Here is a 23,985-nt window from a genome sequence, read left to right on the forward strand (position 1 = left end):
ATATGTCGTCATAGAGTCGTCCACCGAGGTATCCGAATTCTGGGTCGAGCTAGGCCCGGAGGTTGGTTGGGGGAGATTCGAGCGCCTGGCCGGCTCCATCGCTAGCCGATGTGAAGTGCCGTTTGTACTGCGTGAAGTGCGCCCGGCGCGTGAGACAGCGCCAAGTCCAGTAGTTTCATCGTTAGGTGTTTTGTGGCGTCGGCTGGCAGCGATCGAAGCGCATCAACGAATCGAGGCTTATCGTCAGCAGGCAGGTCGGATTCCATGATCTTCGTTTCGATGAGCGACTTGATTGTGTCCTCGTGCAGCTTGATCGTGACGACGCCGAGGATCGCAGAGAGGCCACCATCCTCTGCAAGGAAGTCCATCCCGTCTTTCGTGATGCGAGCCGGTTGGTAGTGAACGGAATTATTGAGATTGGTACTCGCGGAATCAGTGATTAGCCCGTGCTCCGCCAAGTAATAGAGGTTTGCCGCACGCGTTTCCTCGGTCACGTCACCAACACGTTCTGCATGCCCCAGACAAGGATAAATCTCAGCAAGTGCTGTCAAGACTTCCTTTTGATATTCGCGGTCGAGTTTCATGGCAATTTCAATATGAAGAAGGTTCAACAGAAGGAGGTTGCGTGAGCGCGCCGGCACTTCGTTTGGTTGCGGATGCCAGCGCGCTGAGTGCGGCTCTCTCGGAACTAGCGCAGTTTTCCGAACGACCTCTTGAGGTCGTCCAGCTGCTTGTTGATGGCCCGCTCGGTGTCGCGGAACTGGCTCGCGTCGATCCGGATTTCCGATTTGCAGGACGGACAGGTGAGTGTCGGATCTCGCTTCAGCCGTCCGAGCGTCTCCGAGATCTTCTTGTTGCACTTCGGGCATGAGACGTCGACCCGATGGGAATCGAAATTCATGGTCATGCGAACCCCGTTTTGTGGTGGTTGAGGAAGTAAGGAGCTTCAATTCTCGCATAGCGGTGGTTCGCATCCAGTTGTGATGTACGCAGTTTAGAAAAATCGACCTTCAAGGTCATTCAATCAGTTTTGAACGGAGTTGAGTTGCTATGAGCACGATTGAGGTCATCCGGAAGCCGAGCATTGAGCGTGCTTTCCGGGAAGCGCTGAGCGATCCGCGCAGCCGCGGGCAGGTCGCCGATGCGCTCGGGTGGGACGACTCGCAGGTGAGTCGATTCCTTTCGGGGAACCTCGGCGTTCCGATCAACAAAATCGACGCCGGAATGAATGCGCTTGAGCTGCGCGTTGTGTCACGTGAGTACCTGGACGGGCTGTCGACGATGAGCAAGGTTGGCGTGAATTGCCATTGTGCGCGGGAGGGCTTCGGGGAGTGCGGCGGCCGGTGGTGATGTAGCGACGGGATCCCGTCAAAAGCGTTTTCGACAGAGAGCGCTTCTGTCTGGAATTAGTACTCCTACAGGAATGAATCTATGGAGCTCACACAAGACAATCGACAGACCGGTACACCGAATCAGGCGCCGGCCATTTCCGAACAGGTGAAGCGCATCGTGCGCGACGCCAGCCAACACCCGACGTACCCGCGCAAGTGCTTGTCGTGCGGGGCGACCGAATCTCTCGACGGCTCCGTGCCGTGCGGCCACTGAGGATCCACGAATGGCAAAGAATTCCATCGATGTCTACGGAGCGAAAGGTAAGGGCAACGCGCTCGACTTCGATCCGGACACTCTGGTGCTCGTAACCAATCCGAGTCATCCGCTCTTTGACGAGCGCGTTCACTGGCCGGTCGACGAGAACATGGTCCGCAACATCATGTTCCACGGTGTGATCCAGCCGATCGAGGTAACGAAGGATCCGGAAACCGGTGAGGTGCAGGCTGTCACCGGTCGACAACGTGTGAAAGCAGCCCGAGAGGCTAACCGCCGACTGATCGATCGTGGCGAGCCCCCGGTCACGGTGCCCGGGATTGTCCGTCGACTCGCGAAAGACGAACGGGCGTCGGTATTGTCGGCCGCAATGGCCAGCGAGAACGCAATTCGGCAGCAGGAGACACCGCTTTCGATGGCCGCGAAGATGGCGCGCCAGCTGCGCATGCGATCCGAGGATGACGTGGCGATTCTGTTCGGCTGCAGCGTTCAGGTTGTGCGTGCCACAGTTGCCTTGCTTGACTGTTGCGAGGACGTTCAGAAGGCCGTCGACGCTGGCCAGATCAAGGTCACGCATGCTCGAACATTGGCGAAGCTTGAGCCGGCCGAGCAACGTGCAAAGGTGAAAGAGGTCATTGCGGCCGGCGAAGGCAAGCAAGGGCATGAACGGTCGCGCGCACAGAAAGCCGCGCTGACCGGCAACGCAGCCCCGCGCATGCGCACCCGCAAGCAGATTGCCGCCGAGCTTGAGAAGGCGGCAGGCGAGCGTGCTGACGCGCTGCGGTGGGTGTTGGGGCTTGAAGATGCCACGCAGGCGACAGCGGATGTCGATTCGCGCCAGATGTCGATCGACGAGGCGGCATGAGCGGGTACGCATATCAATGGGCTAAGCGCCAACACGTCGGCGACTCGTCTGCCAAAACTTTGCTGAAGACCTATGCGCACTGGGCGGCCGAGGACTATTCCACGTGGGTCACGAACGACGAACTGCTGATCGACACGGAGCTAAATATCCAGACGATCCGTAAGGCGCGAACCAAGTTGATTGAACTCGGCTTCCTCGTCGAGACGGAGCGTCGACTTGGAGAGACTCGCAGCATCGTTGTCTATCAGATCCTCGCGCCGGCCGGGGCGGTCATCGTTCAGGCGGTAGATCAGCGTTCAGGTGAAACGATCTCTCTCAGCCCGCCGACGCTTGAGGAATATGCGAAGCGGGGTGAAAAGCAAAGCCCCTCCAAATCTCGACGCATTAAGGGGGGTGAGATTTCAAGCGGCTCGAAATCTCAAGCGGCTCGAAATTCCACCTCAAGCCCCTCCAAATCCCACGTCAAGGGGGATGAAATTTCGTCTCAAGAGGGTCGAAATTTGGAGGGCAATAAAGCAGTAGAAGTACATGAGAAGAACGGAGAACAGCAAAACGCGCGGCGTGCGCCGCGAGTTGCGTTGAATGACGAACTGCGATCGATCGAACTGCCCGACTGGCTGCCGGCAGACGCATGGGCTGATTGGTGCGAACACCGTGAAGCGAAGGCCCGCGACAAGGCAGCGCCGTGGACGCGTCCGGCAGCCAAGGTGTCTGTTCGCCGTCTGACCAAGCTGCGAGACCTCGGCCACGATCCGGTGGCATGCATCGATGAAGCGGTGCTGCGCGGCTGGACTGGCCTATTTCCGGTCAAGGCTGAGGCGGCCGACGCAGCAGGTGGGGCGCAGCCGATTTCGCCCGACTGGTGGAAGACGGCGCCGGGCATCCGCGAGCGCGGCAAGCAGCTCGGCGTCGAGGAAAAGCCGAACCAAGTGTTCGAGCAATACAAGGCGCGCGTGTTCAAGGCGGCCGGGCCGGGCGAATGGATGGAAGACATGCTGCGCACCGTAAGTCGCGAGAGCGAAGAGCGCTACGAAGCCCTGTACGCGTTCTTCAACGACATTCCGCGTGACCAGGTCGCGCAGCCGGAGGCGGAATGACGAAGCGGACACCGTGGCCGATGCGAGTCGAATCCGGCACGAAGACGGTTGGCACGGCGCACGTGCGCGAGGACTCGCGGCACAAGATGACGGCGGCCCAACGCGGGATATTCGAAAAGACGGGAAACCGCCCACAGGTCGACGCCGGCTTCGACGACATCGGCGACGGAATCGATGCGCCGCCGGTGCTGACGCCGGCGTACCGCCAGGTCGACGCCAAGACGCGCATGCAGGCGCTCGGCCGACTGAAGACCGGCGAGATGAACCAGACCGAGAAGCGATACGCCACGCACCTGGAAGCGCGCAGGCAGGCAGGCGAGATCGTCTGGTATCGGTTCGAGGGCATCAAGTTCCGGTTAGCCGACAACACGTTCTACACCCCGGATTTCGCCGTGATGTTGTCCGACGGACGGCTCGAAGCCCATGAGGTCAAGGGGTACTGGCAAGACGACGCGCGCGTGAAGATCAAGGTCGCAGCGGATCAGTATCCGATCCGTTTCATCGCTGTGAAAGCAAACCCGAAGAAGGCTGGCGGCGGCTGGCAAACGGAGGAATTCTGATGGCAGAAGGGAAGATGGGGCCGCTGTCGCGAAAGATCATCGAATGCGTTCAGACGCAGCCAGGTATCCACGCTGGCGAGGTCACTCGTACGCTCAAGCTCAGTTCAGGCGGATCGACGCGGGAAATCATTCGGCGCCTGATCTCGCGCGGCTACCTTGCTGCGGGAACGAAGAGGATCCTGAAAGGATGCGTCATTACCCCGCTGACATACACCGGAAAGTCGTTCGAGGGAACCGACGACTGGGCGCTTTCCGGCAGATGGCAGAAACATCAGGAAAAGGTGGCGGCGCAGATCGCATATCAGGAGCAAGCAGGAGCGGCGATCGCGTCGGTTAGCAAGGCGATCCGCGCCATGATCGATGTGGGCAGGGTGGCGGCATGAAGCTGTGCGTTGACTGCCGTTACTACGGCGCGAACATGACAACAGACCCACGCAGGCCGCTCATCGCTCAACCGGGCGCGTCCCAGCTTTGCGCTCATCCGCGCATGAATCGCGGCATCGATCCTGTCGACGGCGCTGCGATCCGGCGCCGCGTATTGGCCGCTAGCGAGAGGTCGTTGCCGTACGTTATCGCAGTGGCGACCGGGGCGTGTGGTGTGCGTGGTCGCCACTTTGCGGCAAAGGAAGCCGCATGAAGCGATCAGGTTTCGGCCCTCGGAAAAAGCCGCTCACGCGCGGTTCTTGGACACGGAAAAGCTCACCGTTGCCGGCCCAGGCTCCGCGCAAGGCATGGCATAACCGACATGCAAAGCGTCCGACTGTCGCTGATGGGGCCAAGTATCTGGCCGCCTGCCGCGACGAGCCGTGCTATCTGCGTGTGCCTAGCGTCTGTCGTCTCAACCCGGTCGATGAAACCGTCGTGCCGTGTCATTCGAACCAGTCGCGACACGGGAAGGCCGGTTCGCTGAAAGCGAAGAACGAATTCACGGTTCCGGGCTGCATGTGGTGTCACGCATGGATCGACCAAAACCGCGTCGGCACGCCGAAACAGGTCAAGTTCGATGTTTGGGATCGGGCATATGAGGAATGGGTGCCAGTGCGCGCCCGAAAGATGGGAGAGGCGAATTGCCAGTGATTCTTACCGTGCAGTTGCCTGCAGGCCGCCACTGCTTCAAGCGAAAACACGGCATGGGGCCGACGATCAGTTCCGAGATGCACCGGCCCCTCCTGACGACCGTATATCGGATCGCGAGAATTCCGACGGTCAAGCGCCAGTTGCTGACCGTTGTCGAGGTCGATGCGTTCATCCCGGAGCGTCACCGGACGCATATCGCGCCTAGCGATTTGCGATGGGTCGCGCCTGGTGTGTTGCGCACGAAAGCGTACTGGGTCGACAACAAGAAATCGCGGATTCTCGGGCCGTTCATAGAGAGCGGCGATTGGGAATGGAATCTGAGGGACGACGCATGAGCGCACACGCCTACATCTTCTATTCGGACGTACCGGAACGGCTGGTCGAGTCGGCAGTGAAGCATCAAGACGGCGAGACAGGCGCGCAGCTCATCGCCTTCGACCAATGCCCGTACAGCGGCGAGGTCACGGATACGGAGCACGGCACGCAGATCGAATATGCGTGGCCGGTTGACATTGCATATCGGCACGCGTTGGGCGACTGGTTCACGCACTACGGCATCAGCTTCACGGTCGTTATGTAACGACAGCGGCCCTCGCGTAGATAGCTCCGCGTTTTACGAAAATCGAAATCAGGAAAAACATGACGATCGACGAAAGCAACCAGATCGAAGAACTGCTCCGCGAATGGTACGCCTGGCAGGCAGGGTATGTGCCGAGCCTAGGATATGGGCGCATCGATCCGTCATGTCGTGGGTTTTCCGAATCCGACAGCACTCTGACGGCCGACGAGCGCTCTGAAGAGGCGGACCGGAAGGCGGCGAAGAAACGGGCGGAACAGGTTGACGTGTGCGTTGACGAACTGACTTGGCAGGAGCGCGCAGCAATCCAGCGACACATGAAGGGCAAGCGAATCGGAGCGATGAACGAGACATGCGGCGCAAAAGTCTGGAGCAATCCTCGTGGACTCGATGTGTCGGAGGCGCATGCGACTTATCAGGCCGCGAAAGAAGCGCTGTATCCGCGCGTGAAAGCGCGAGGCTTGTTGAAGGATCCGCACCCAGCCTGAAAAGTGCGCGAGGCTAGCCTGATCTTTCTGGCAGCGCCACTTCATCAAGGGTCGTGATCGACTCAAAACGGAAGTTCGGCTTTGAGCCGTCACCGACCGCTTTGCATCGGCCGACAACGTCTGTCGTGACGGACTCGTCATGCCCGACTTGTTGACGTCTTCAGGTCTCACGCGGATTGCACCGAACGCCCTATACGAGAATCAACGAAAATAGGTCGGCACCAAGGTCGGTGACCGCTTAACGAATAGCTGGGAGCGGTACTGAGCTAGCGATGGGGCCGAGAGATATGCGAATCAAGGGGCGATTTCCCTGTATATGTCACGGAGACATAGCCCTAGGGCGCGCGTCTCCGCACTCGCTTCAAGAAAGCCCAACACATAAAGTTCTCGTGGAATAACGCCTCGCAACTTGCGATTCAGGTTTCGGTGTTGCTCATCTCGGTCGAGTAAGTCTTTGATCTCGTGACGATACCAGTCATACCGTTCCTGCAGCCGAAACTCCGCTACGTGGCTAGCCGATGGGGTATCCAAACCCGTCAACGTGAGCACTACATCCTCAGTTCGGAGCTGCCCATTGAGGTTCTGTCGAAGCGTTCCCTTTGACGAAAACTTAACGGAGATCTTTGTGGTGTCTAGAGGGTGGACAAAGCCTTTGCCGCGAGGGTCACCGGCAATCTTGACGCCTGAGTTGCACTGAGCACACGACGGTACCAAGTTACTCAGGGACACGGCCAAATACGGATAGACGGACTTGGGCAAGTAATGATCCAGAGGAGGCCGTAGCTGAAACGCCGCGGTGCCTCGTGCGCCCTTGGCCTTCTTAACGTGCAGGTTGACGTGATTAGCCTGGCAATATGGGCAGATTCGAAGGTTATAGGCCTGAACTAGAGCGTAAGCGCCCCAACCATTCGTTTGGCGGCAAAACCAATCGTAGTCGAGGCACGCGTTGATGATCGCCAGCGTGTTTTCGTGCGTGCCGTGATCGGGGAAAGTACTCTTTTTTCGGCTAACAGTATAGGAGGAAAAATTCGAGAACCTGTTGACCATGTCGCTAGCAAAAGCCTCAATCTCTGTTGGCGAACCGAGAAGAATGTCGCGCAAGGACTTCTCGAGGTGATCGATCAACGTTTTGTCGTACGGACCGTTACCGACATCGATCATGGAGCTAGACAACTTCGCATCGAATCGGGCCTTCAGTAAATTGAAGTGTTTCTGTTGCTCTACGTGAGACAGGGGTTTCAACTTAAGCATCTCGACTTTGCTCCGGCTGTTGAATTTCTCGGAGAAGGAAATTTCGAAGCTGATCCGAGGCCACCTGGTCGATGAGTCCTTGCACTTTGTTCCTGTGGTCTATAGTGGGGTTTGGCGTGCGCAGGAACGTCACAATTTTTTCGTACAACGATTCAGCGATATTTCCAGAGAACTCATCAACGCCATATAAATCAGTCAAAACCTCCTTGGGACCGTAGGCGAAGCCGTTTCGCATCTCGCCCGATTTCACATCGAAAAGCCGGTTTGGTGGCGCGTCCCCTGCAACGATCAAAGAATGCGTTGCCAAGATAAGGTGGATCTCGCCGAAAAATTTTCGGTAGTGCGCAATGAAGTTCATCAGATCACGGAGATACTTCCGCTGCCATGCGGGATGCATAAACATCTCGCCTTCGTCGATCACCAGCACCACTGATCGAATGCTTCTTTTTCGAAGCGTCTCCAGCGCGGCACTGAGCGACGCAAACAGCATCAACAATGCTACTTGTCCGCTGCTAAGCTCAAGAAAGTTCCAGCGCAGCAGCCCAAGATTTTCGGCCTCCTGCAGTCCGGCAATGACCATAGACGAAACCGAGTGCAGAGCGCGGGCGTAGTCCGGTAATCCTTTAGGCTCCTGATCTATCACCACCTTCTTTAATCGCTCAAGGGCTTTGAGAATATGCGGGGTTGTTATGCGCCGACTTGATCGGGCTTCCTGACGGACGAGAAAACGGCTGACGGCGTCGCTTTCAACTGGTTGCGCGTTGTAGTCGACAAGCTCGAGAAGAAGCATCTCCATGGCCTTTGGGCCATCCAGCCTTGCGCGATACAATTCGATGGCCAATAAGAAACTCGTTCGAGCATTCAGTCCCATCGAGAGTTTCTTCAGTCGGTCAATAAGCGTTGTTACGCGTGACTTGCGTTTCGATTTCGCCGTCGACAGTTCCTCCGGGAGCAAGGTCGAAGAGAATTTTTGGATCTCCTCGCTGATGTCCAGACTCTCGGAAATTTCGAGTTGGATCCGCACACGACGAATGAAAGGGATATCTTTTGGCAACGAACTCGCGGCTTGGCAGAGCGACGTCCCGCTAAATGAGTTCGTGCCAAACGATGGCGTTACGTCCATCGTGCCGCCGGCGTTGAGCTCTCGTCGCCGGGCCGACTCGAACGGCGACGTCGTGTAGAAAACTGTGCCGAACCGCCCCTCAGGCCTCACGGACTCGCTCGTTGTCATGGGTCCAGATAAACGAAGCGCCGCCTGGTGAGAGCCCGGATCTAGGCGAATGACCCCTGACTTGTCACGCCAAATTACACCGAGAGGGCGCTCGCGACCATTGATACCGACACGGGGTTCGCGACCATATAAATTCAGCGTCCGGCACACGTCCAGCAACAAGGTAGTCTTTCCCTCGCCGTTCTCACCATAGATCACCGTTAGCGAGTCCACAGGAAGCTGCACTGCTGAATTGACGAATTTTTCGTTGGCGAGTACGTGAATCGTTGGCCCAACATGTTGGCCACGCGACTTAGGCACAACAGAAAACGTGTACTCGGGTGTCAGTGACAGCACTGAGATCGCTTTCGTCTTTAGATGTTGTACGACTAGTGCTAGGACGACAGGCTTTACCACCGTTTTCCCCTTGTGTTGGTTTTGGTCTGAAGCGATGGTATCAACTCGCATGCAATAAGCAAACAGGGCCACGATTTTCAAACTCAGTCGATCCGACGTTGTCTGTCTGGTCCGGTGCAGACTCATACACAAAGTGCTTGTAAACCCCTTCTCTTTTCGCTATATTGACGACGTCGGGCGCGAGGTGCGCCCAAGCGAAGCCCGCAAGCGAAAGCAAGCGGGCTTTTTTGATTGCAGCGGTGCGCCTGTTCGCCTACAATCTCGGCCGCGGGGTGGAGCAGTCTGGCAGCTCGTCGGGCTCATAACCCGAAGGTCATAGGTTCAAATCCTATCCCCGCAACCAATACCGAAGCCCGCTCTGCGAACGCAAGCGGGCTTTTTGCTTTGTGCCATCGCGCGACCTGATAACATTTTAGACGGGGTGTAGGCTAAAGACCGAAAGCGAGCCGAGAGGCTTGCCTGGTTGGCTGGGCTTCGGCCCGGTTGGTACGGCCGTCCGGCCTTGTCGGCTGGAGTTGTGAGTTCGAATCTCACCACCCCCCCATATATTGAAGCCCGCAAGGTGAAAACCTCGCGGGCTTTTTCGTTTCCGCGCTCGAAAATGGTCATCGCCGGTCAGGCAACTCATCGCATAGCGCTCTCAGGGTGAATCTATGGCGGCCCGTCCTCTGAGGCCATGCAAGCATCGGGGCTGTAGTGCGCTCGTCGCGGGTGGGAAGTCGCACTGCGAGCAGCACGCTCATGAGGCAGTCAAGTGGAAGCCCGACGCAGTGCGCGGCAATCGCCATGCACGCGGCTACGGAACTGCGTGGGACAAGATTAGGCAACGCATCCTGCGTCGCGACAGCGGCCTCTGTCAGCCCTGCCTGCAAGCCGGACGTGTGACGACAGCGTCGGCTGTCGACCACGTTATCTCGAAAGCGCGAGGTGGAACTGACCGCGATGAGAACCTGCAAGCGATCTGCCATGACTGTCATGCGACGAAGACGGCGCGCGAGCGGTTGCGGTGACGCGGGTGTGATCGAGCCGGCGCGTCGGTGGGCCGGCGGTCACAGCCGGTGGGGAGGGGGGGTAAAAAGCTTGGAAGGCGTCGCCTTCGGGACCGCCCGCTTCGTCGAATTTTTACACCCGCGAAATTAAAAATTCAGGAGTTGGCCAGTGGGAGGTATCGCGACAGTGCCGGGCCGCGGCAGAAAACCCAAGCCGACCGCTCGGAAAATCGCTGCTGGAAATCCCGGCAAACGCGCTCTGAATAAGAACGAGCCGGATTTCGGCTTTGTCACGAACATCGAGCCGCCGGAATGGATTTCCGGCGAGGCGCGGGACATGTGGGAGCGTGTCGTACCGCTTCTGTGCGATCAAAAAATCTTGCAGGTGACTGACCTACACATCGTCGAAATCTTCTGTGCGGCCTACGGCAACTGGCGTACCGCCCAGGAGGAATTGACCCGTAACGGCCCAGTCGTCGACAGCTCGCAAGGCAGTCCGATGAAGAATCCGGCCGCGACCGTTGTGAAGGAGGCGGCGGCGCAAATGGCAAGCTTCGGCGCAATGCTGGGGCTCGACCCGGCAAGCCGGCAGCGCCTGGTCGGCGCAAAGCCAAAGACTCCGGACAACCCTTTCGCGAAGCTGCTTGGCAAATGATTGGAAGACATGGCGACGAATTTCCCGCGCGTAGAGCAGGGGCTCAAGTTCGCACGGGAAATCGTTCGAGGCAAACGTGCCGCTTGTCGGTATGTGCAACTCGCTTGCAAGCGCCACCTTGACGACCTTGCGGCGAGCCGAAAGAAGGAATTCCGCTGGAAGTTCGATCCGGCGGTCGCTGAGCGAAAGCTCGCACTGATTGAACTGCTGCCGCACACGAAGGGCGAGTGGGCGTTCAAGGGACAACTGGTAACGCTGGAGCCGTGGCAGAAGTTCGGCCTTATGGCGACCTTCGGCTGGCTGAACAAGCGCACTGGCAAGCGCCGGTTTCGAGAAAGCTACTGGGAGGTTCCGAGAAAGAACGGCAAATCGGTGATCGCCGCAGGCGTTGGCATCGGCATGTTCGTTCTCGACGACGAGTTCGGTGCGGAGGTATATGCCGGCGCGACGACCGAAAAGCAGGCGTGGGAGGTTTTTCGCCCGGCTCAGCTGATGGTCAAGCGCTCGCCCATGCTGATTGAGTCGGCTGGAATCGAGGTGAATGCCTCGAATATGAACAAGCCGGCCGACGGCAGTCGATTCGAGCCAATCATCGGCAACCCGGGCGATGGCGCGTCGCCGTCGTGTGCGATCGTGGACGAGTATCACGAGCACGATAGCGCCGCACTGTACGAAACGATGCTGACTGGCATGGGCGCGCGTCGACAGCCGCTCATGTTCATCATCACGACTGCGGGCGCGAACATCGAGGGGCCGTGCTACGACAAGCGCCGGCAGGTGATCGAAATGCTCGAAGGGACGGTGTCCGACGACGAGCTTTTCGGCTGGATCTGGACGATCGACGAAGGCGACGATTGGACCGATCCGCGCGTGCTGGCGAAAGCCAATCCGAATATCGGAATTTCTGTCTATCAGGAGTATTTGGAAAGCCAGCAGCAGCGCGCGATCAAGTCTGCACGCTTCACGAACACGTTTAAGACGAAGCACTTGAACGTCTGGACGTCGGCCAAGGCGGGCTATTTCAACCTCGAAGACTGGAAAGCGTGCGAAGACCGGTCGCTGACCCTTGAACGGTTCGAGGGGCAAGATTGCGTGCTAGCGCTCGACATGGCGCGCAAGCTCGACTTGAACAGCATGGCCCGCCTTCTCTGGCGCGACATCGACGGGCGTCGACATTACTTCTGCGTTGCGCCGCGATTCTGGGTGCCCGAGGACACCGTGCGCAACACCGAAAACCGCCGTATGGCGGAGCGGTATCAAGCGTGGGTCAATCAGGGCTTTCTGCTCGAAACGGATGGCGCGGAGATCGACTATCGCGACATTCTGGAAGAGGCGAAGGATGCAAACCGGATGTGTCCGGTGCAATGCACTCCGCTCGACCCGCATGGCGCAACGAACCTGTCGCACCAGCTCGAGGACGAAGGGTTGACGCCGGTCACCATTGTGCAGAACTACACGAACATGTCGGACCCGATGAAGGAGTTGGAGGCGGCGATTACGTCGCGCCGGTTTCATCACGACGGCAACCCGATCATGACGTGGTGCATCAGCAACGTTATCGGCAAGAATTTGCCGGGCAACGACGATGTGGTGCGCCCGATCAAGCAGGGCAACGACAACAAAATCGACGGCGCTGTAGCGCTCATCATGGCAGTGGGCCGGGCAATGCTGGCCGATCGCGTCGATTCCGAGTCGATCTACGATCAAGGAGTGGGTGTTTGAATTCAATTGGTATTGCGGCCTGGGTGGCCGGCCTACTCGGGTTTGCGCTGTTGGTGACTGGCGTGGTGCTGATCAGCTTGCCGATCGGGCTCATCGTCGCGGGTGTCCTTCTGTTGTTGTGGGCGTTCGTTGCGGATCTGGCGGCGGCGCGCGCTGCGCGCGTTGTTCAGCCCAAGGAGTAGCCCTATGTTCTTCAGCAGGCAATTGCTGTCCAACCCCGGTCAGACGCAGATGGGTTCCGGTGGGTGGGTGTCGGCGCTGCTCGGTAGCTCGCGATCGGACGCCGGGCAGGTTGTGACTCCGGCAAGCGCACTGTCGCTGACGGTCCTGCAAAACTGCGTCACGCTGCTTTCGGAGAGCATCGCGCAGTTACCGATCGAGCTGTATGAGCGTTCCGGCGACGATAGGAAGCCGGCCACCGATCACCCCCTGTATTCGATCCTGAAGTACGAGCCGAACCCGTGGCAGACGCCGTTTGAGTATCAGGAGCAGTCGCAGGTAGCCGTCGGCCTTCGCGGCAACAGCTACAGCTTCGTCGATCGCGATCAGGACGGTGTCATTCAAGGGCTGTATCCGCTGGATAACGAGGCGGTAACGGTCATGAAAGGCCCGAACCTGATGCCGGTCTATCGGGTATACGGATCCGATCCGATGCCAAAACGGCTGGTGCATCACGTTCGCTGGATGTCGATCAACGGCTACACGGGGCTGTCGCCGGTGCTGCTTCACGCAAACGCAATCGGGCATGCGCAGGCTATCCAGCAATACGCCGGCAAGTCATTCATGAATGGCACGGCGCTGTCGGGAGTGATCGAACGACCGAAGGAAAGCCCGGCGCTCAAGGATCAGGCCAGCGTGGATCGAATCACGGACGGTTGGAATGCGAAGTTCGGCGGGTCTGGGAACGCGAAGAAGGTCGCCCTTCTGCAAGAGGGCATGACGTTCAAGCCGCTGTCGATGACGAACGTCGACGCAGCGCTGATCGATGCGTTGCGCCTCTCGGCGCTCGACATCGCGCGGATTTACAAAATCCCGGCTCACATGGTGAACGAGCTGGAGCGGGCGACGTTCAGCAACATCGAGCATCAGGAGATCCAGTTCGTCATCTACACGCTGTTGCCGTGGGTCAAACGGCATGAGCAGGCGAAGACGCGCGATCTGCTGTTGCCGTCGGAGCGTAAGCAGTATTTCATCGAATACAACCTCGCGGGGCTGCTGAGAGGCGATCAGGCGTCGCGCTATTCAGCGTATGCGGTCGGGCGCCAGTGGGGCTGGCTGTCGATTAACGACATTCGACGGCTCGAGAACATGCCACCGGTCAAGGGCGGCGACATCTACCTGAGTCCGATGAACATGGTCGACGCGTCGAAGCCGCAGCCGCTTCCTGTCGGCAAAACGGAGCCGACGAAAGCGGCAATCGACGAAATTGGGAGGATCCTATCTTGAAACCGCACCTCAGACTCGCAAGTCTGATTTTCAATCAGCCGCAGCTCGTCACCGATCCGATGATGTCGCTCGCGGTGCAGTGGGCGAATCACGCGCTCAACCTCAACATCGTCAACCTGACCGTGAACAACGCCCAGCCGAAGATCATGGAGGGCGACGAATTCGACACAGGTGCGCAGATGGCCGCGGCGTCGGAGCGTCGGCGCGCCCTGGTCGCCGATACCGGCATGGACATCATCCCGGTGTCGGGGATTCTGGTATCGCGATCCGCGCACATGAACCCATGCGAGCCGATGACGAGCTACGAGGGGCTGCGATCTGCCGTGAATCAGGCTGTTGCCGATCCGGCCGTCGAACATATCGTGCTCGATATCGACAGCAACGGCGGAAGCGCGACCGGTGCGTTCGAGCTGGCCGACGACATCCGCACTGCCTCGCTTGTGAAGCCGATCACGGCGATCGTCAACTTCTCGGCCTTCTCGGGCGGCTATCTGATTGCCGCTGCGGCATCGAAGGTGATCGTCAGCCGCACCTCGGGCGTAGGTTCGATCGGCGTCATCGCCAACCACCTCGACGTCTCGAAGCGGGACGAACAGCAGGGGATCAAGGTGACATCGGTGTTTGCCGGGGATCACAAGAACGATCTCACGCCGCATGAGCCGCTGAGCGACCAGTCGCTGACATTCCTGACCAGCATGGTGCAAAACAGCTACAAACAGTTCGTCGACGCAATCGCGAACTTCCGTGGCATGAGCACACAAGCGGTGAAGAACACGCAGGCCGGCATCTTCTTCGGCCAACAAGGCGTCGATGCGGGTCTCGCGGACAGCGTTGAGACTCCGCAGGCGGCGATCAACCGGATTGCTACGGAAGTGCGTGCGTCGCGTGCTGACCGTCAGGGCGCGGGCGCGCGTCGAAGCGTTTCGGCGCGCGCGGCCGCGATGAACATGCAGACCATGATGTAACCAGTCGCAAGAAATCTGATTTTCCCAAATCAACACTGGAGCGCGTTCGCGTCTCAGTCGAGTGCTGCCACCTTCGGGTGGCATTTTTTTTAGGAGAAGAGTAGTGAACATCAATGAACTTCGCCGCGAACGCGCAGCCATCAATCAGCGAGTGCAAGCGCTGGCACAGATCGAGGCGGGTGGTGCGGCGCTGTCGGCCGAGCAGCAGGCCGAATTCGACCAGCTCAGTTCGAAATTCAGCGAACTGAGCTCGCAGATCGAGCGCGCGACAGCTGCCGAACGCATGGCGGCCGCCGCGGCGGTTCCGGTCGACCCGACGCCGGCTGCTGTCGCTGCGCCGGGGGCAGCGTCCGTGCCGGCCCAACCGAAGGCGCCGGAAGTGAAGGGCGCGAAGATGGCGCGCATGGTTCGCGCGCTCGCGGCAGCGCGCGGTGACGCACAACTCGCGTCGAAGCTGGCGATCGAGCGCGGTTTCGGCGAGGAAGTGGCGATGTCGCTCAACACGCTCTCGTCGAGCGCGGGCGGTGTCTTGGTGCCGGAGAACCTGTCGAGCGAGGTCATCGAGCTGCTTCGTCCGAAGTCCGTTGTTCGCAAGCTCGGCGCGCGCACGCTGCCGCTTTCGAACGGCAACATCACCATTCCGCGCCTGAAGGGCGGCGCAATCGTCGGTTATATCGGTGCCGACAGCGATATCCCGGCAACGCAGCAGCAATTCGATGATCTGCAGCTGACGGCGAAGAAGCTCGCCGCGCTGGTCCCGATCGCCAACGATCTCATCAAATATGCCGGCGTGAATCCGAATGTCGATCAGATCGTGGTCGGCGATCTCACTGCCGCGATCGGTGCGCGCGAAGACAAGGCGTTCATTCGCGACGATGGCACGGCAAACACGCCGAAGGGCCTGCGCTTCTGGGCGCTCGCGAGCAATGTCATCACCGCAAGCGATGGCGCGACGCTGTCGAAGATCGAAACGGATCTCGGCAAGGCAATTCTCGCGCTCGAGAATGCCGACGCCAACCTGACGCAGCCCGGCTGGATCATGGCCCCGCGCACGTTCCGTTTCCTCGAAGGCCTGCGGGACGGGAACGGCAACAAGGTCTATCCGGAACTCGCCAACGGCATGTTGAAGGGCTACCCGGTCGGGAAGACGACGCAGGTGCCGATCAATCTCGGCCAGGGGGCGAAGGAATCGGAGATCTACTTCGTCGACTTCGGTGACGTGTTCATCGGTGAAGAAGAAACGCTCGAGATCGACTACAGCAAGGAAGCCACCTATAAGGACGCTGACGGCAATGTGGTCAGCGCATTCCAGCGCGACCAGACGCTGATCCGCGTGATCGCGAAGAACGACTTCGGCCCGCGTCACGTCGAGTCGATTTCCGTGCTGGCCGGCGTGACCTGGGGCGCGTAAGCGAGTCTGTAACCGTGCGGTCCGTCCGTTCGTAGGCGGTCCGCATATCGGAGAAAAACATGAAGGTGGTCAAGTTCAAGCGGCATTACGCGCAGTACACGCCCGGCGACATCGCTGGATTCGAGGACGAGCACGCAGACAGGCTCGCCGATGCGGGGATCGCCCAGGCGTACGAGCCGGATTCGAAGGAGACGAAAGCATCGCCGAAGGCCGAAACGTCCAAGCCCGCCGCGGCGAAGGGGTAATCCCAGATGGCCGCTGTTCTCGTCGAATACTTGGATGACGCGGAGCCGCTTACCTTCGAAGATGTCGCCGTTCAGTGCCGAATCGATGATGACGATGAGCGCGAGTTCGTCGAGCGTCTTGTGATTCCCGGCGCGCGTCAGGCGGCCGAGAGAAAGTCCGGCGCCGCTATCCGGAAAGCGCGCTATGTCGAACGGCTGGCGGGCTTTCCGGCTGGCGAATTCCCGTTGTCTGTCGGGCAAGTGCTCAGCGTCGACTGCATCGAAGCACGCGATGCTTCCGGCGCGCCGACGGCACTGGATCCGCGGACCTATGAGCTGATCCAACTGGGGCGCGAAACACTCTGTGCCCCGCTTGGTGATGCCCGCTGGCCGGGCGCGCACGCCGTGACGATCACGTATCAGGCGGGTATCGACCTCGCCAAGCATCCATCGGTGCAATCGTGGATGCTGCTTGCGGCGGCGTGGGCCTATGACCATCGCGAGCTTTTTTCTGAAGGGCAGACGATCGCACAGTTGCCTGACGGATATGCGGATCTCCTGCTCGATTCCATCACTGTTCCGCCGAGGTTTTGATGAAAGCCGGGAAGTTGAAGGAGCGGATCGTCATCGAACGGCCAAGTGGCGAGGAAAACGAGAACGGCGAACCGCTGCCGGGTGCGTGGGTCGTGCATGCAAGGCCTTGGGCCGACGTGCTTTTCCTGAACGGAAAGGAGCATGTCGTTTCCGGAGCCATTCGAGGTTCAACGGTTGCCAGCATGCGCATTCGCTACCGCGCCGGTATCGATGAACAGATGCGCGTGCGCTACGACGGGCGGCTGTACGACATCACGGCCGTGTTGCCCGCGCGGACGCGCGGATATCTCGACCTGTCGGTAAAAGTGGGAGAGAAGTATGTCTAGCATCCAGATCCTCGGGCTGGCCGACCTACAAGCCGATTTCGCAAAGCTCGCGAAGGCGCAGTCAACGAAGGCGCTCCGGCGCGCGACGTTGGCAGGCGCGAAGGTGATCCGCGACGAGGCCCGTGCGCGAGCGCCGAAGAAGACCGGGAAGCTTCGCCGGAACATCGCATCGACTTCGTTGCGGCAGAAAGAGTCACCGGGCGTAGCGACGGCCGGCGTGCGTGTACGAACGAAGGGGAAGGCCAACTCGCCGAACAACGCGTTTTACTGGCGCTTTGTCGAACTCGGTACGCAGCACATGAAGGCCGAGCCGTTCATGCGACCGGCCTTTGACGCTTCGATCGCCCAGGCCGAGGGTGCAATTCGGACCGAGATTGCGCGAGCAATCGATCAGGTGATCGGAGGCGGTCTGTGAGCGCGCTAGTAATCCGCAATGCGATCGGGACGGTGGGTGTCGCGAAGGGCTATGTCGCTGTCGCCGGGTCGAAAGCGCAATCGCCGTACTACGTTGTGTCCCGGGTGAGCGGCGCCCGCGATATCGCCCTTGGCGGGGAGACAGGTGGCAAATCTGGTGCGTTTCAGATCGACGTGTACGCGAGCACCTATACGGCGGCCGACGCGCTTGCCGACCAGGTGATCGACCGTGCCTCGTCGAGCGGGCAGTTTGCCGTCGGCGGTATCAGCGAATTACCCGACGACTTTTCGAGCGATACCGGGGATTTCCGGGTGAGTCTCGAAATATCCGTGCAGTTCTGATCGATTCGATTTCTGTTTGGCCCGCCGAGCGCGGGCCTTTTTCATTTTGAGGGGCTTATGGCCGAGAAGAGCAAGCGCATCAAGTCGCAAGGCACGAAGGTCGAGGTGTCGAAGACCGTTTCGACGGATCTCGAAAGCAAAACGCTCACGTTCGTCGATCTCAATACGACGAGCAAGACGATCCAGTGGCAGGGCGGCCAGTCGTCGGAAATCGACGCGACGACGCTCGCGAGCGACGAAAAGGAATCCGAACTGGGGTTGCCCGATCCGGGTGAATTCTCGGTCGACGGCAACTATTCGTCCGACGACGAAGGTCAGGGGATTCTCCGTGCAGCGCGTGCGACCGGTGAAAAGCGTGTGTTCCGCGTGACATTCCGGGACAGGTCGCAGTTTCTGTTCGTCGGCATGGTGCGTCAGTACACGTGGTCGGCAGGCGTCGACGGCATTGTGACGTCGACGTACAGCGTGCGCGTCAGCGGTTCGCCGAAGGAGGTTCCGCCGTCGGCTGCGCCGGCAGGCTAATCGATCTCGCGAACCAGCAAGGAATTGAAGATGACGATCAAGGTAAAAGCCGGCGCGCTGCGCGCCGCAATTCTCAACCCGCTCGCCGGCTGGAAGCATGAATTTCTGGAGATGCCGGAATGGGGCGGCGAAACGATCGCGGTGCGTGAGCCGCTGCTCGGCGATCGCGCATTTTGGCTCGAACCGCTTCGCCTGGCCGCCGGCGTCGAAGTGGGCGACGACGAGGAAACGGCACGCGCGAAGTACGGAAAGCTGAGCGCGGAAGTGCACCAGATGGCCTATGCCCGTCTGTTCGTTCGCGTGCTGTTCACCGAGACGCCGGGGGGCTGGAAGCGCGAGTTCGAAGACGGTGACGCTGAAGAGGTGGCCGCGGTGTATGGCGTCGCACACGATCGCATCGTCACCAAGGCGATCGAGCTCGGCAAGCTCAGTGTCGATCCGGAGGAAGACGGAAAAAAGCCTTCCGCCGAAACCCCGATCTCCGACTCGAACTGACGTTGGCGCTGCGGCTCGGCAAGACGCTGGCCGAGCTGCGCGCGCAGATGTCTGCGGCCGAGTTCGCGTTGTGGCAGGCGCTGGATGCCGAATCTCCGATCAGTGATGACCGCTACGACCTGCATGCCGCGATGGTCGCATCGGCAGTGTTCCAGGCGCAGGGCGCGAAAGTGAAGGTGGCCGACATGATGCCGAACTGGCGCGGCGAGTCGGATGACGCTCAAGAGGTCGCGGACGATCCGTTCTTCGCGGGTCTCATGAGCTTGGCAAAGTAGGCGGGAAATATAAATGGCAACGAGTCTGCGCGAGCTGATCGTCAGCGTAAGCGCGAATACGACCGAATACGATCGGCGTATGCGCGGGCTGGCCTCGACGGCCGGCGGGTATTTCAACGCAGTCCGGGACGGGGGCCGGGCCGCTGATGCGGCATTTGCGTCGAACGCCTCAAGTGTGCAGGTGACGGTCCGCGCGATCGAGGCTGCGCGCGGATCGATTCGCGGGTATGCCGAGGCGGCTGCCGCGGCATTCGGCGTGCATCAGCTCATCGAATATGCCGATGAATGGACGAACCTGAGCAACCGTCTCAAGATCGTCACGCGAGATCAGATCGATTTCGCGATCGCGCAAAGCGATGTGGTTCAAATCGCACGAACGACGCGCCAGCCGCTCGACGCGACGGCCGAACTGTACCAGCGGATCGCCAACAACACGGGTCATCTTGGCCTGTCGATCAAGCAGGTCGGCCCACTGGTCGAGACGATCAGTAAGGCGGTCGCGCTGTCCGGGGTTTCGGCCGATACGGCGCGGATGGGTATCGTGCAGCTCGGTCAGGCATTCGCGTCTGGTCAGTTGCGTGGTCAGGATCTGCACAGCGTGCTCGAAGAGCTGCCAGGCGTCGCCGAGGCAATCGCGCGCGGGATGGGGCGCAGCTCGTCAGAGCTGAAGGGGCTCGCAGAAGCCGGCAAGCTGACGGTCGAGAACCTCATTGACGCGTTGAAGAATGCCGCGTCCAGCACTGACGCGTTGTTCTCCAAGATGCAGGCGACCGTTGATCAGTCGATGACGCGGCTGCATACGGAGATCCTGAAGTACATCGGTGAAACGGATCAGGCAACGGGCGCGAGCGCGAAGCTCTCGCAAGGCATCATCTACGTTGCCGAGCACATCGACGAGATCGCGAAGATCAGCACATCGCTCGCTGCTGGCCGACTGGCGGTGTATTTCATCCAGACCGCAGTGGCCGCCGGAAAGTCGGCGATCGCGTGGAACGCCGAGCGGCAAGCGCTGCTCGCGAAAGCGCAGACGGAGAACGCGGCCGCCTTGGTCACGATCGCGAGGGCGCAGAGTGATCGCGACGCAGCGGCTGCGAAGCTGCAAAACGCGCAGGCTGCCGAGGTTGCTGCACAGGCTGAGCTGGCCGGCATGCGCGCCATGCGCGAAAGCCTCGCCATGCAGTCGGCTCTGACGGCTGGCTCGATCCGGTATACGGAGGCGAAACTCGCCGAGGCGCGGGCGATCGAGGCGAGCGCCGTGGCGCAGGTCGCGACGGCGCGCTCGAATCTGGCCAACAGCCAGGAGATCGGCACGCGGATCGCGGGCACGCCGTACGCGGCAGTGATCGCGCGTGAGACGGCGGCGGCGCAGGGTGAGCTTGAGCGCGCCGAAGCTTCGTTGGCGTTGGCGCGGCAGCGCCGCGTCGCGTTGGAGTCGGCGGCGGCCAAGGGTACGGTCGACCAGGCGCGGTATGCCGCGGCACTTGCGGAAACCGAGAAGGGCCTGGCCGTCGCTGAGCGTGAGGTTGCAGCAGCGACGCGGGCCCGAGAGAGTGCTGAGCGTGGCGCGACGGCAGCGACTGCAGGCCTTGCTGCCGCGACCGAGCGTGCGGCAGTTGCTCAGACTGCCGCTGCGCGCGCAGGTTCGCTGATGCGAACGGTCGGTTCTGGGCTGCTCTCGGTCGTTGGAGGCCTGCCGGGCATCCTGACAACCGTTGGCACAGTGGCGCTCGGCGCGGCCGTGAACTGGCTGTTGTTTAGTGATCACGCAGGCAGCGCGACATCGAGCCTGATCGACATGCAGGCGCCGCTCGATCAGATCATCGACAAGTACCGGCAGTTGACGCCGCTCATGCAGGAGGCGGAGCGGCTTCGTGTTGAAAAGGAAGGGAAGCGTGCAAGCGATGATGCGGCGGCGGCCTACCAGACGCTAGCATTCAAGGCCACGCAGTCGGTCATGCCGGCGTCGATGGACGGCGGGATAGCTTTCCTCCCTCCGGAAACGCAGGAAGCGGTCGACAAGTTCAATGCGTCCCTTCGTGCGGTTGAGGCGTCGACGGACAGTGTTGTCGAAAAGTCGAAAGCCCGGTTGGGGCTTATCGATGAATTTGTGAAGGCGGCCGGCAGTGGGGCTGAGCTTCGCGAGTCTCTGATCGCTGCTGCGGAATCGATTGATAAAGCGGAGGGGGTGTCGAGAAAAACCTCCGAGGCACTTTCTGCGATGGCGGGATCTGCGCGCGATGCGGCCGAAGGAATTCGCTTGCTCTCGGAGGAAAACAATTTCTTCGCGGGCGGCATGGCGGTCGAGGCGTGGAACAAGTACGTCGAGAAGCTGAAGGAAGCGTCCGACGTCATCGGCATGACTGCGCAGCAGCGCGCTGAGCACGAGGCGAAAACGAAGGGGGCGAACGCTGCGGAGGCTCGGCAGGCGGGTTTGATTGCCGGTCGCGCGGATGCCTACAAGTCGCTTGAAAAGGCGATCCAGGACAAGGATGCAAAGGCCGAGGCCGGCGCACGTCGGAATATCGACAATCTGACGCGCGAGCTCGCACTGATGAATCAGCAAATGGTCGTCGCGGCGGCGTTGGCTGAATTCCAGGCGGATCTTGTCAGCAAGAAATTCGAAAAATTCGGTTTCAACGCCGACGCGGCGCGCGCGGCTGCTGCGGCGCGCGGGAAACAGGCATTCGACGACACGGTATCGGAGTCGGCTGCGCAGGTCGCGCGCATCGGCGTCAACGCGCCGGCTTTGGCGCATAAGGGGCGGGCCGGCGGTGCGCGGTCCGATCCGGAAAGCCAGCGTTTGCTCGACAACATCGCGCAGCGGATTGCGCAGTTGCGCGTCGAAGCAGTCGCGACCGACAAGCTCACGCAGTCGGAAAAGGATCGGATCGGCTTCGACCAGAAACTGACCGATCTGCTCGGCAAGCGCACTAAGCTTTCGGACGGCGACAAGAGCCTGATCCGCGATCAGCAAGAGATTCGCTCGAAATATGAGTTGGCGGTTCAGCTCGAAAAGGAGGTCCGCTATCACAATGCGATCAACAAGCTGAAAGAGCGCAGCGCGCAGATCGACGCCGAGCTGGCCGACTACGCGTCGGAACGTCAGCGCGAGGTGGAGCGCGAGCTCGCCGCGATGTCGATGGGCGACAACGCACGCGAGCTGAATCAGGCGATGAGCCGGGTCAGCGATGAGTTTAGGCGCCGACGCGACGATTTCACGAAGGGCGCGCGGAAGGACGGAACGCTCGGCTCGCCGGAGTATCTGGCGGAAATCGAGCGCATCAACCGCGCAGAGGCCGAGCAGGTCGACCGCGAGCGCGGATACCTCGATCAGCGGCTCGCGATGCAGCGTGATTGGCGCGTCGGCGCGAGCCGAGCGGTAGCGCTGTATCAGGAGTCTGCGGAGAACGCGGCCGGCCGGGCCGAGGAAGCCTTTACCAGTTCGTTCCGCAATCTGGAGGATGCGGTCGCGTCGTTTGCGGCAACCGGGAAGCTGGATTTCCGGGGGCTCGTCGACAGCATGATCGCCGATCTCGCGCGGTTCGCCGCGCGGGCCGCGATGGCGCCGGTATTTAGCGCGCTTGGCTCGGCGCTCGGGCTGGGCGCGTCGGCAGCTGGCGGATTCAGTTCGTCGTCGTTGCTCGGTGGTTTCGCGGGCGGGATGTCGGACGGTATCGCGGGGGCTGTTGGCGGCAATACGTATGGCTTCCACCTTGCGACCGGCGGGCGCGTGACCGGGCCTGGCACGTCGACGAGCGACAGCATTCCTGCGTGGCTTTCGAACGATGAATTCGTGGTGAAGGCGGCTGCCGTGCGGAAGCCAGGTGTCCTTCAATTGCTCGAGGCGATCAACAGCGGGCGGGATATCAGTTTCGCGAAGTTTGCGAACGGCGGCCTCGTCGGTGGTGGCTCGGCCGGTGGTGGCGTGCTCGGAGGTCAGGAAGCCGGTGTAGCGCTAACTATTCCGGTCACGATCGAAGGCGGCTCCGGCGACCCGTCGCAAATGATGGCAAGCGCGGAGTTCGTGAAGAAGCTCAAGCAGCTTGTGCAGGGATTGATTCAGGCCGAGAGCCGCCAAGGCGGGTCGCTCTGGAAACTCAAAAACGGGGTTGCTTAATGACCGACACCTTTAACTGGTCGCCGACCGTTCAGGGTTATGGCGGCGATACGACGCTGCGTGTGCGGAAAGCCGAATTTGGCGATGGGTACACGCAGCGGGCAGCCGACGGCCTGAACAATCGGCAATCGACATACAACCTCCGATTTGTCGGGAAGGCGGACAAGATTGCGGCGATTCTCGCGTTCCTCGATGCGCACGCCGGAGCGGTGTCGTTCTATTGGACGCCACTGTTCCGACCGAAAGGGCGCTTCGTGTGTGAAAAATACTCAGAGCCGACGAAGGATGGCGCCGTGTACACGATCACGGCACAGTTTGAACAGACATTCGCGCCGTAAGGC

31 protein-coding genes and 1 tRNA gene are annotated in these 23,985 nt (G+C 60.3%); 28 read left to right on the top strand and 4 right to left on the bottom strand.

Annotated features, from left to right (window positions below):
- Positions 1–101: 101 nt before the first annotated feature.
- Both ACV22Z_RS10320 and ACV22Z_RS10325 read right to left on the bottom strand, forming a co-directional pair.
- Complete coding sequence (locus ACV22Z_RS10320) at positions 102–584, bottom strand: hypothetical protein (RefSeq protein WP_448076194.1); 483 nt, start codon at positions 582–584, stop codon at positions 102–104.
- Between the two features lie 104 nt (positions 585–688).
- Positions 689–907, bottom strand: coding sequence for a hypothetical protein (locus ACV22Z_RS10325; RefSeq protein ID WP_448076195.1), 219 nt, complete (start codon positions 905–907; stop codon positions 689–691).
- A gap of 143 nt (positions 908–1,050) precedes the next feature.
- Between ACV22Z_RS10325 and ACV22Z_RS10330 the strand changes: the two genes are divergently transcribed.
- The 10 genes from ACV22Z_RS10330 to ACV22Z_RS10375 all read left to right on the top strand — a co-directional run bounded on the left by ACV22Z_RS10330 (position 1,051) and on the right by ACV22Z_RS10375 (position 6,269).
- Positions 1,051–1,350, top strand: coding sequence for a DNA-binding protein (locus ACV22Z_RS10330; RefSeq protein WP_448076196.1), 300 nt, complete (start codon positions 1,051–1,053; stop codon positions 1,348–1,350).
- Between the two features lie 81 nt (positions 1,351–1,431).
- A complete protein-coding gene (locus tag ACV22Z_RS10335; protein ID WP_448076197.1) occupies positions 1,432–1,605 on the top strand; it encodes a hypothetical protein in 174 nt (57 codons plus the stop codon).
- A gap of 10 nt (positions 1,606–1,615) precedes the next feature.
- Entirely contained in the window at positions 1,616–2,470 is an 855-nt protein-coding gene (locus tag ACV22Z_RS10340; protein WP_448076198.1) for a ParB/RepB/Spo0J family partition protein, read from the top strand.
- A complete protein-coding gene (locus ACV22Z_RS10345; RefSeq protein WP_448076199.1) occupies positions 2,467–3,567 on the top strand; it encodes a helix-turn-helix domain-containing protein in 1,101 nt (366 codons plus the stop codon). Before ACV22Z_RS10340 ends, ACV22Z_RS10345 begins: the two co-directional genes overlap by 4 nt.
- A complete protein-coding gene (locus ACV22Z_RS10350; RefSeq protein ID WP_448076200.1) occupies positions 3,564–4,127 on the top strand; it encodes a hypothetical protein in 564 nt (187 codons plus the stop codon). The genes ACV22Z_RS10345 and ACV22Z_RS10350 overlap by 4 nt, the downstream gene beginning before the upstream one ends.
- On the top strand, positions 4,127–4,510 hold the full coding sequence (locus tag ACV22Z_RS10355) for a winged helix-turn-helix domain-containing protein (protein WP_448076201.1): 384 nt from the start codon (positions 4,127–4,129) through the stop codon (positions 4,508–4,510). Before ACV22Z_RS10350 ends, ACV22Z_RS10355 begins: the two co-directional genes overlap by 1 nt.
- Before the next feature lie 250 nt (positions 4,511–4,760).
- Entirely contained in the window at positions 4,761–5,204 is a 444-nt protein-coding gene (locus tag ACV22Z_RS10360; RefSeq protein WP_448076202.1) for a hypothetical protein, read from the top strand.
- Positions 5,201–5,539, top strand: a complete 339-nt coding sequence (locus ACV22Z_RS10365; protein ID WP_448076203.1) for a hypothetical protein — start codon at positions 5,201–5,203, stop codon at positions 5,537–5,539. Before ACV22Z_RS10360 ends, ACV22Z_RS10365 begins: the two co-directional genes overlap by 4 nt.
- On the top strand, positions 5,536–5,784 hold the full coding sequence (locus ACV22Z_RS10370) for a phage portal protein (protein ID WP_448076204.1): 249 nt from the start codon (positions 5,536–5,538) through the stop codon (positions 5,782–5,784). Before ACV22Z_RS10365 ends, ACV22Z_RS10370 begins: the two co-directional genes overlap by 4 nt.
- 59 nt (positions 5,785–5,843) lie before the next feature.
- Positions 5,844–6,269 (top strand): hypothetical protein, encoded by a 426-nt coding sequence (locus tag ACV22Z_RS10375; protein WP_448076205.1) that lies wholly within the window; start codon positions 5,844–5,846, stop codon positions 6,267–6,269.
- Positions 6,270–6,563: 294 nt separating this feature from the next.
- On the opposite strand, the gene ACV22Z_RS10380 is transcribed toward ACV22Z_RS10375, so the two are convergent.
- Positions 6,564–7,511, bottom strand: a complete 948-nt coding sequence (locus ACV22Z_RS10380; RefSeq protein ID WP_448076206.1) for a hypothetical protein — start codon at positions 7,509–7,511, stop codon at positions 6,564–6,566.
- A gap of 1 nt (position 7,512) precedes the next feature.
- Positions 7,513–9,219 (bottom strand): AAA family ATPase, encoded by a 1,707-nt coding sequence (locus ACV22Z_RS10385; protein WP_448076389.1) that lies wholly within the window; start codon positions 9,217–9,219, stop codon positions 7,513–7,515.
- 194 nt (positions 9,220–9,413) lie between these two features.
- On the opposite strand from ACV22Z_RS10385, the gene ACV22Z_RS10390 reads away from it, so the two are divergent.
- From ACV22Z_RS10390 to ACV22Z_RS10475, 18 genes are all read left to right on the top strand, one after another.
- A tRNA-Met gene (locus ACV22Z_RS10390) sits at positions 9,414–9,490 on the top strand.
- Positions 9,491–9,800: 310 nt separating this feature from the next.
- Entirely contained in the window at positions 9,801–10,157 is a 357-nt protein-coding gene (locus tag ACV22Z_RS10395) for an HNH endonuclease (RefSeq protein WP_448076207.1), read from the top strand.
- A gap of 148 nt (positions 10,158–10,305) precedes the next feature.
- Positions 10,306–10,791: a phage terminase small subunit P27 family gene (locus ACV22Z_RS10400; protein ID WP_448076208.1), complete on the top strand. Its 486-nt coding sequence runs from the start codon at positions 10,306–10,308 to the stop codon at positions 10,789–10,791.
- Between the two features lie 9 nt (positions 10,792–10,800).
- Positions 10,801–12,513: a terminase large subunit gene (locus tag ACV22Z_RS10405; protein WP_448076209.1), complete on the top strand. Its 1,713-nt coding sequence runs from the start codon at positions 10,801–10,803 to the stop codon at positions 12,511–12,513.
- Entirely contained in the window at positions 12,510–12,695 is a 186-nt protein-coding gene (locus tag ACV22Z_RS10410) for a hypothetical protein (protein WP_448076210.1), read from the top strand. Before ACV22Z_RS10405 ends, ACV22Z_RS10410 begins: the two co-directional genes overlap by 4 nt.
- Positions 12,696–12,699: 4 nt before the next feature.
- Positions 12,700–13,959, top strand: a complete 1,260-nt coding sequence (locus ACV22Z_RS10415) for a phage portal protein (protein ID WP_448076211.1) — start codon at positions 12,700–12,702, stop codon at positions 13,957–13,959.
- The gene (locus ACV22Z_RS10420; protein ID WP_448076212.1) at positions 13,956–14,924 is read left to right on the top strand and encodes a S49 family peptidase; all 969 of its coding nucleotides are present in this window, start codon (positions 13,956–13,958) and stop codon (positions 14,922–14,924) included. Before ACV22Z_RS10415 ends, ACV22Z_RS10420 begins: the two co-directional genes overlap by 4 nt.
- A 103-nt stretch (positions 14,925–15,027) precedes the next feature.
- Entirely contained in the window at positions 15,028–16,335 is a 1,308-nt protein-coding gene (locus ACV22Z_RS10425) for a phage major capsid protein (protein ID WP_448076213.1), read from the top strand.
- A gap of 59 nt (positions 16,336–16,394) precedes the next feature.
- Positions 16,395–16,580: a hypothetical protein gene (locus tag ACV22Z_RS10430; protein ID WP_448076214.1), complete on the top strand. Its 186-nt coding sequence runs from the start codon at positions 16,395–16,397 to the stop codon at positions 16,578–16,580.
- A gap of 6 nt (positions 16,581–16,586) precedes the next feature.
- Positions 16,587–17,153, top strand: a complete 567-nt coding sequence (locus ACV22Z_RS10435) for a hypothetical protein (protein ID WP_448076215.1) — start codon at positions 16,587–16,589, stop codon at positions 17,151–17,153.
- The gene (locus tag ACV22Z_RS10440; protein WP_448076216.1) at positions 17,153–17,479 is read left to right on the top strand and encodes a phage head closure protein; all 327 of its coding nucleotides are present in this window, start codon (positions 17,153–17,155) and stop codon (positions 17,477–17,479) included. Before ACV22Z_RS10435 ends, ACV22Z_RS10440 begins: the two co-directional genes overlap by 1 nt.
- Positions 17,472–17,894 (top strand): HK97-gp10 family putative phage morphogenesis protein, encoded by a 423-nt coding sequence (locus tag ACV22Z_RS10445; protein WP_448076217.1) that lies wholly within the window; start codon positions 17,472–17,474, stop codon positions 17,892–17,894. Before ACV22Z_RS10440 ends, ACV22Z_RS10445 begins: the two co-directional genes overlap by 8 nt.
- The gene (locus ACV22Z_RS10450; protein WP_448076218.1) at positions 17,891–18,235 is read left to right on the top strand and encodes a hypothetical protein; all 345 of its coding nucleotides are present in this window, start codon (positions 17,891–17,893) and stop codon (positions 18,233–18,235) included. The genes ACV22Z_RS10445 and ACV22Z_RS10450 overlap by 4 nt, the downstream gene beginning before the upstream one ends.
- Before the next feature lie 57 nt (positions 18,236–18,292).
- Positions 18,293–18,757, top strand: coding sequence for a phage tail tube protein (locus tag ACV22Z_RS10455; RefSeq protein ID WP_448076219.1), 465 nt, complete (start codon positions 18,293–18,295; stop codon positions 18,755–18,757).
- A gap of 30 nt (positions 18,758–18,787) precedes the next feature.
- Entirely contained in the window at positions 18,788–19,252 is a 465-nt protein-coding gene (locus ACV22Z_RS10460; protein ID WP_448076220.1) for a phage tail assembly chaperone, read from the top strand.
- A complete protein-coding gene (locus tag ACV22Z_RS10465; protein ID WP_448076390.1) occupies positions 19,249–19,527 on the top strand; it encodes a phage tail assembly protein T in 279 nt (92 codons plus the stop codon). The genes ACV22Z_RS10460 and ACV22Z_RS10465 overlap by 4 nt, the downstream gene beginning before the upstream one ends.
- A 13-nt stretch (positions 19,528–19,540) precedes the next feature.
- Positions 19,541–23,644, top strand: a complete 4,104-nt coding sequence (locus ACV22Z_RS10470; RefSeq protein WP_448076221.1) for a phage tail tape measure protein — start codon at positions 19,541–19,543, stop codon at positions 23,642–23,644.
- Entirely contained in the window at positions 23,644–23,982 is a 339-nt protein-coding gene (locus ACV22Z_RS10475; RefSeq protein WP_448076222.1) for a phage tail protein, read from the top strand. Before ACV22Z_RS10470 ends, ACV22Z_RS10475 begins: the two co-directional genes overlap by 1 nt.
- Positions 23,983–23,985 lie beyond the last annotated feature (3 nt).

The organism is Burkholderia sp. PU8-34, assembly GCF_053427725.1.

Bases quoted from the DNA above. Each gene is read 5' to 3' on its own strand.
- ACV22Z_RS10440 (WP_448076216.1), top strand. From the start codon at position 17,153: ATGAAAGCCGGGAAGTTGAAGGAGCGGATCGTCATCGAACGGCCAAGT.
- ACV22Z_RS10435 (WP_448076215.1), top strand. From the start codon at position 16,587: ATGGCCGCTGTTCTCGTCGAATACTTGGATGACGCGGAGCCGCTTACC.
- ACV22Z_RS10415 (WP_448076211.1), top strand. From the start codon at position 12,700: ATGTTCTTCAGCAGGCAATTGCTGTCCAACCCCGGTCAGACGCAGATG.
- ACV22Z_RS10375 (WP_448076205.1), top strand. From the start codon at position 5,844: ATGACGATCGACGAAAGCAACCAGATCGAAGAACTGCTCCGCGAATGG.
- ACV22Z_RS10470 (WP_448076221.1), top strand. From the start codon at position 19,541: ATGGCAACGAGTCTGCGCGAGCTGATCGTCAGCGTAAGCGCGAATACG.
- ACV22Z_RS10460 (WP_448076220.1), top strand. From the start codon at position 18,788: ATGACGATCAAGGTAAAAGCCGGCGCGCTGCGCGCCGCAATTCTCAAC.
- ACV22Z_RS10455 (WP_448076219.1), top strand. From the start codon at position 18,293: ATGGCCGAGAAGAGCAAGCGCATCAAGTCGCAAGGCACGAAGGTCGAG.
- ACV22Z_RS10325 (WP_448076195.1), bottom strand. From the start codon at position 907: ATGACCATGAATTTCGATTCCCATCGGGTCGACGTCTCATGCCCGAAG.
- ACV22Z_RS10475 (WP_448076222.1), top strand. From the start codon at position 23,644: ATGACCGACACCTTTAACTGGTCGCCGACCGTTCAGGGTTATGGCGGC.
- ACV22Z_RS10350 (WP_448076200.1), top strand. From the start codon at position 3,564: ATGACGAAGCGGACACCGTGGCCGATGCGAGTCGAATCCGGCACGAAG.
- ACV22Z_RS10430 (WP_448076214.1), top strand. From the start codon at position 16,395: ATGAAGGTGGTCAAGTTCAAGCGGCATTACGCGCAGTACACGCCCGGC.
- ACV22Z_RS10360 (WP_448076202.1), top strand. From the start codon at position 4,761: ATGAAGCGATCAGGTTTCGGCCCTCGGAAAAAGCCGCTCACGCGCGGT.
- ACV22Z_RS10355 (WP_448076201.1), top strand. From the start codon at position 4,127: ATGGCAGAAGGGAAGATGGGGCCGCTGTCGCGAAAGATCATCGAATGC.
- ACV22Z_RS10405 (WP_448076209.1), top strand. From the start codon at position 10,801: ATGGCGACGAATTTCCCGCGCGTAGAGCAGGGGCTCAAGTTCGCACGG.
- ACV22Z_RS10330 (WP_448076196.1), top strand. From the start codon at position 1,051: ATGAGCACGATTGAGGTCATCCGGAAGCCGAGCATTGAGCGTGCTTTC.
- ACV22Z_RS10445 (WP_448076217.1), top strand. From the start codon at position 17,472: ATGTCTAGCATCCAGATCCTCGGGCTGGCCGACCTACAAGCCGATTTC.
- ACV22Z_RS10340 (WP_448076198.1), top strand. From the start codon at position 1,616: ATGGCAAAGAATTCCATCGATGTCTACGGAGCGAAAGGTAAGGGCAAC.
- ACV22Z_RS10320 (WP_448076194.1), bottom strand. From the start codon at position 584: ATGAAACTCGACCGCGAATATCAAAAGGAAGTCTTGACAGCACTTGCT.
- ACV22Z_RS10345 (WP_448076199.1), top strand. From the start codon at position 2,467: ATGAGCGGGTACGCATATCAATGGGCTAAGCGCCAACACGTCGGCGAC.
- ACV22Z_RS10395 (WP_448076207.1), top strand. From the start codon at position 9,801: ATGGCGGCCCGTCCTCTGAGGCCATGCAAGCATCGGGGCTGTAGTGCG.
- ACV22Z_RS10370 (WP_448076204.1), top strand. From the start codon at position 5,536: ATGAGCGCACACGCCTACATCTTCTATTCGGACGTACCGGAACGGCTG.
- ACV22Z_RS10335 (WP_448076197.1), top strand. From the start codon at position 1,432: ATGGAGCTCACACAAGACAATCGACAGACCGGTACACCGAATCAGGCG.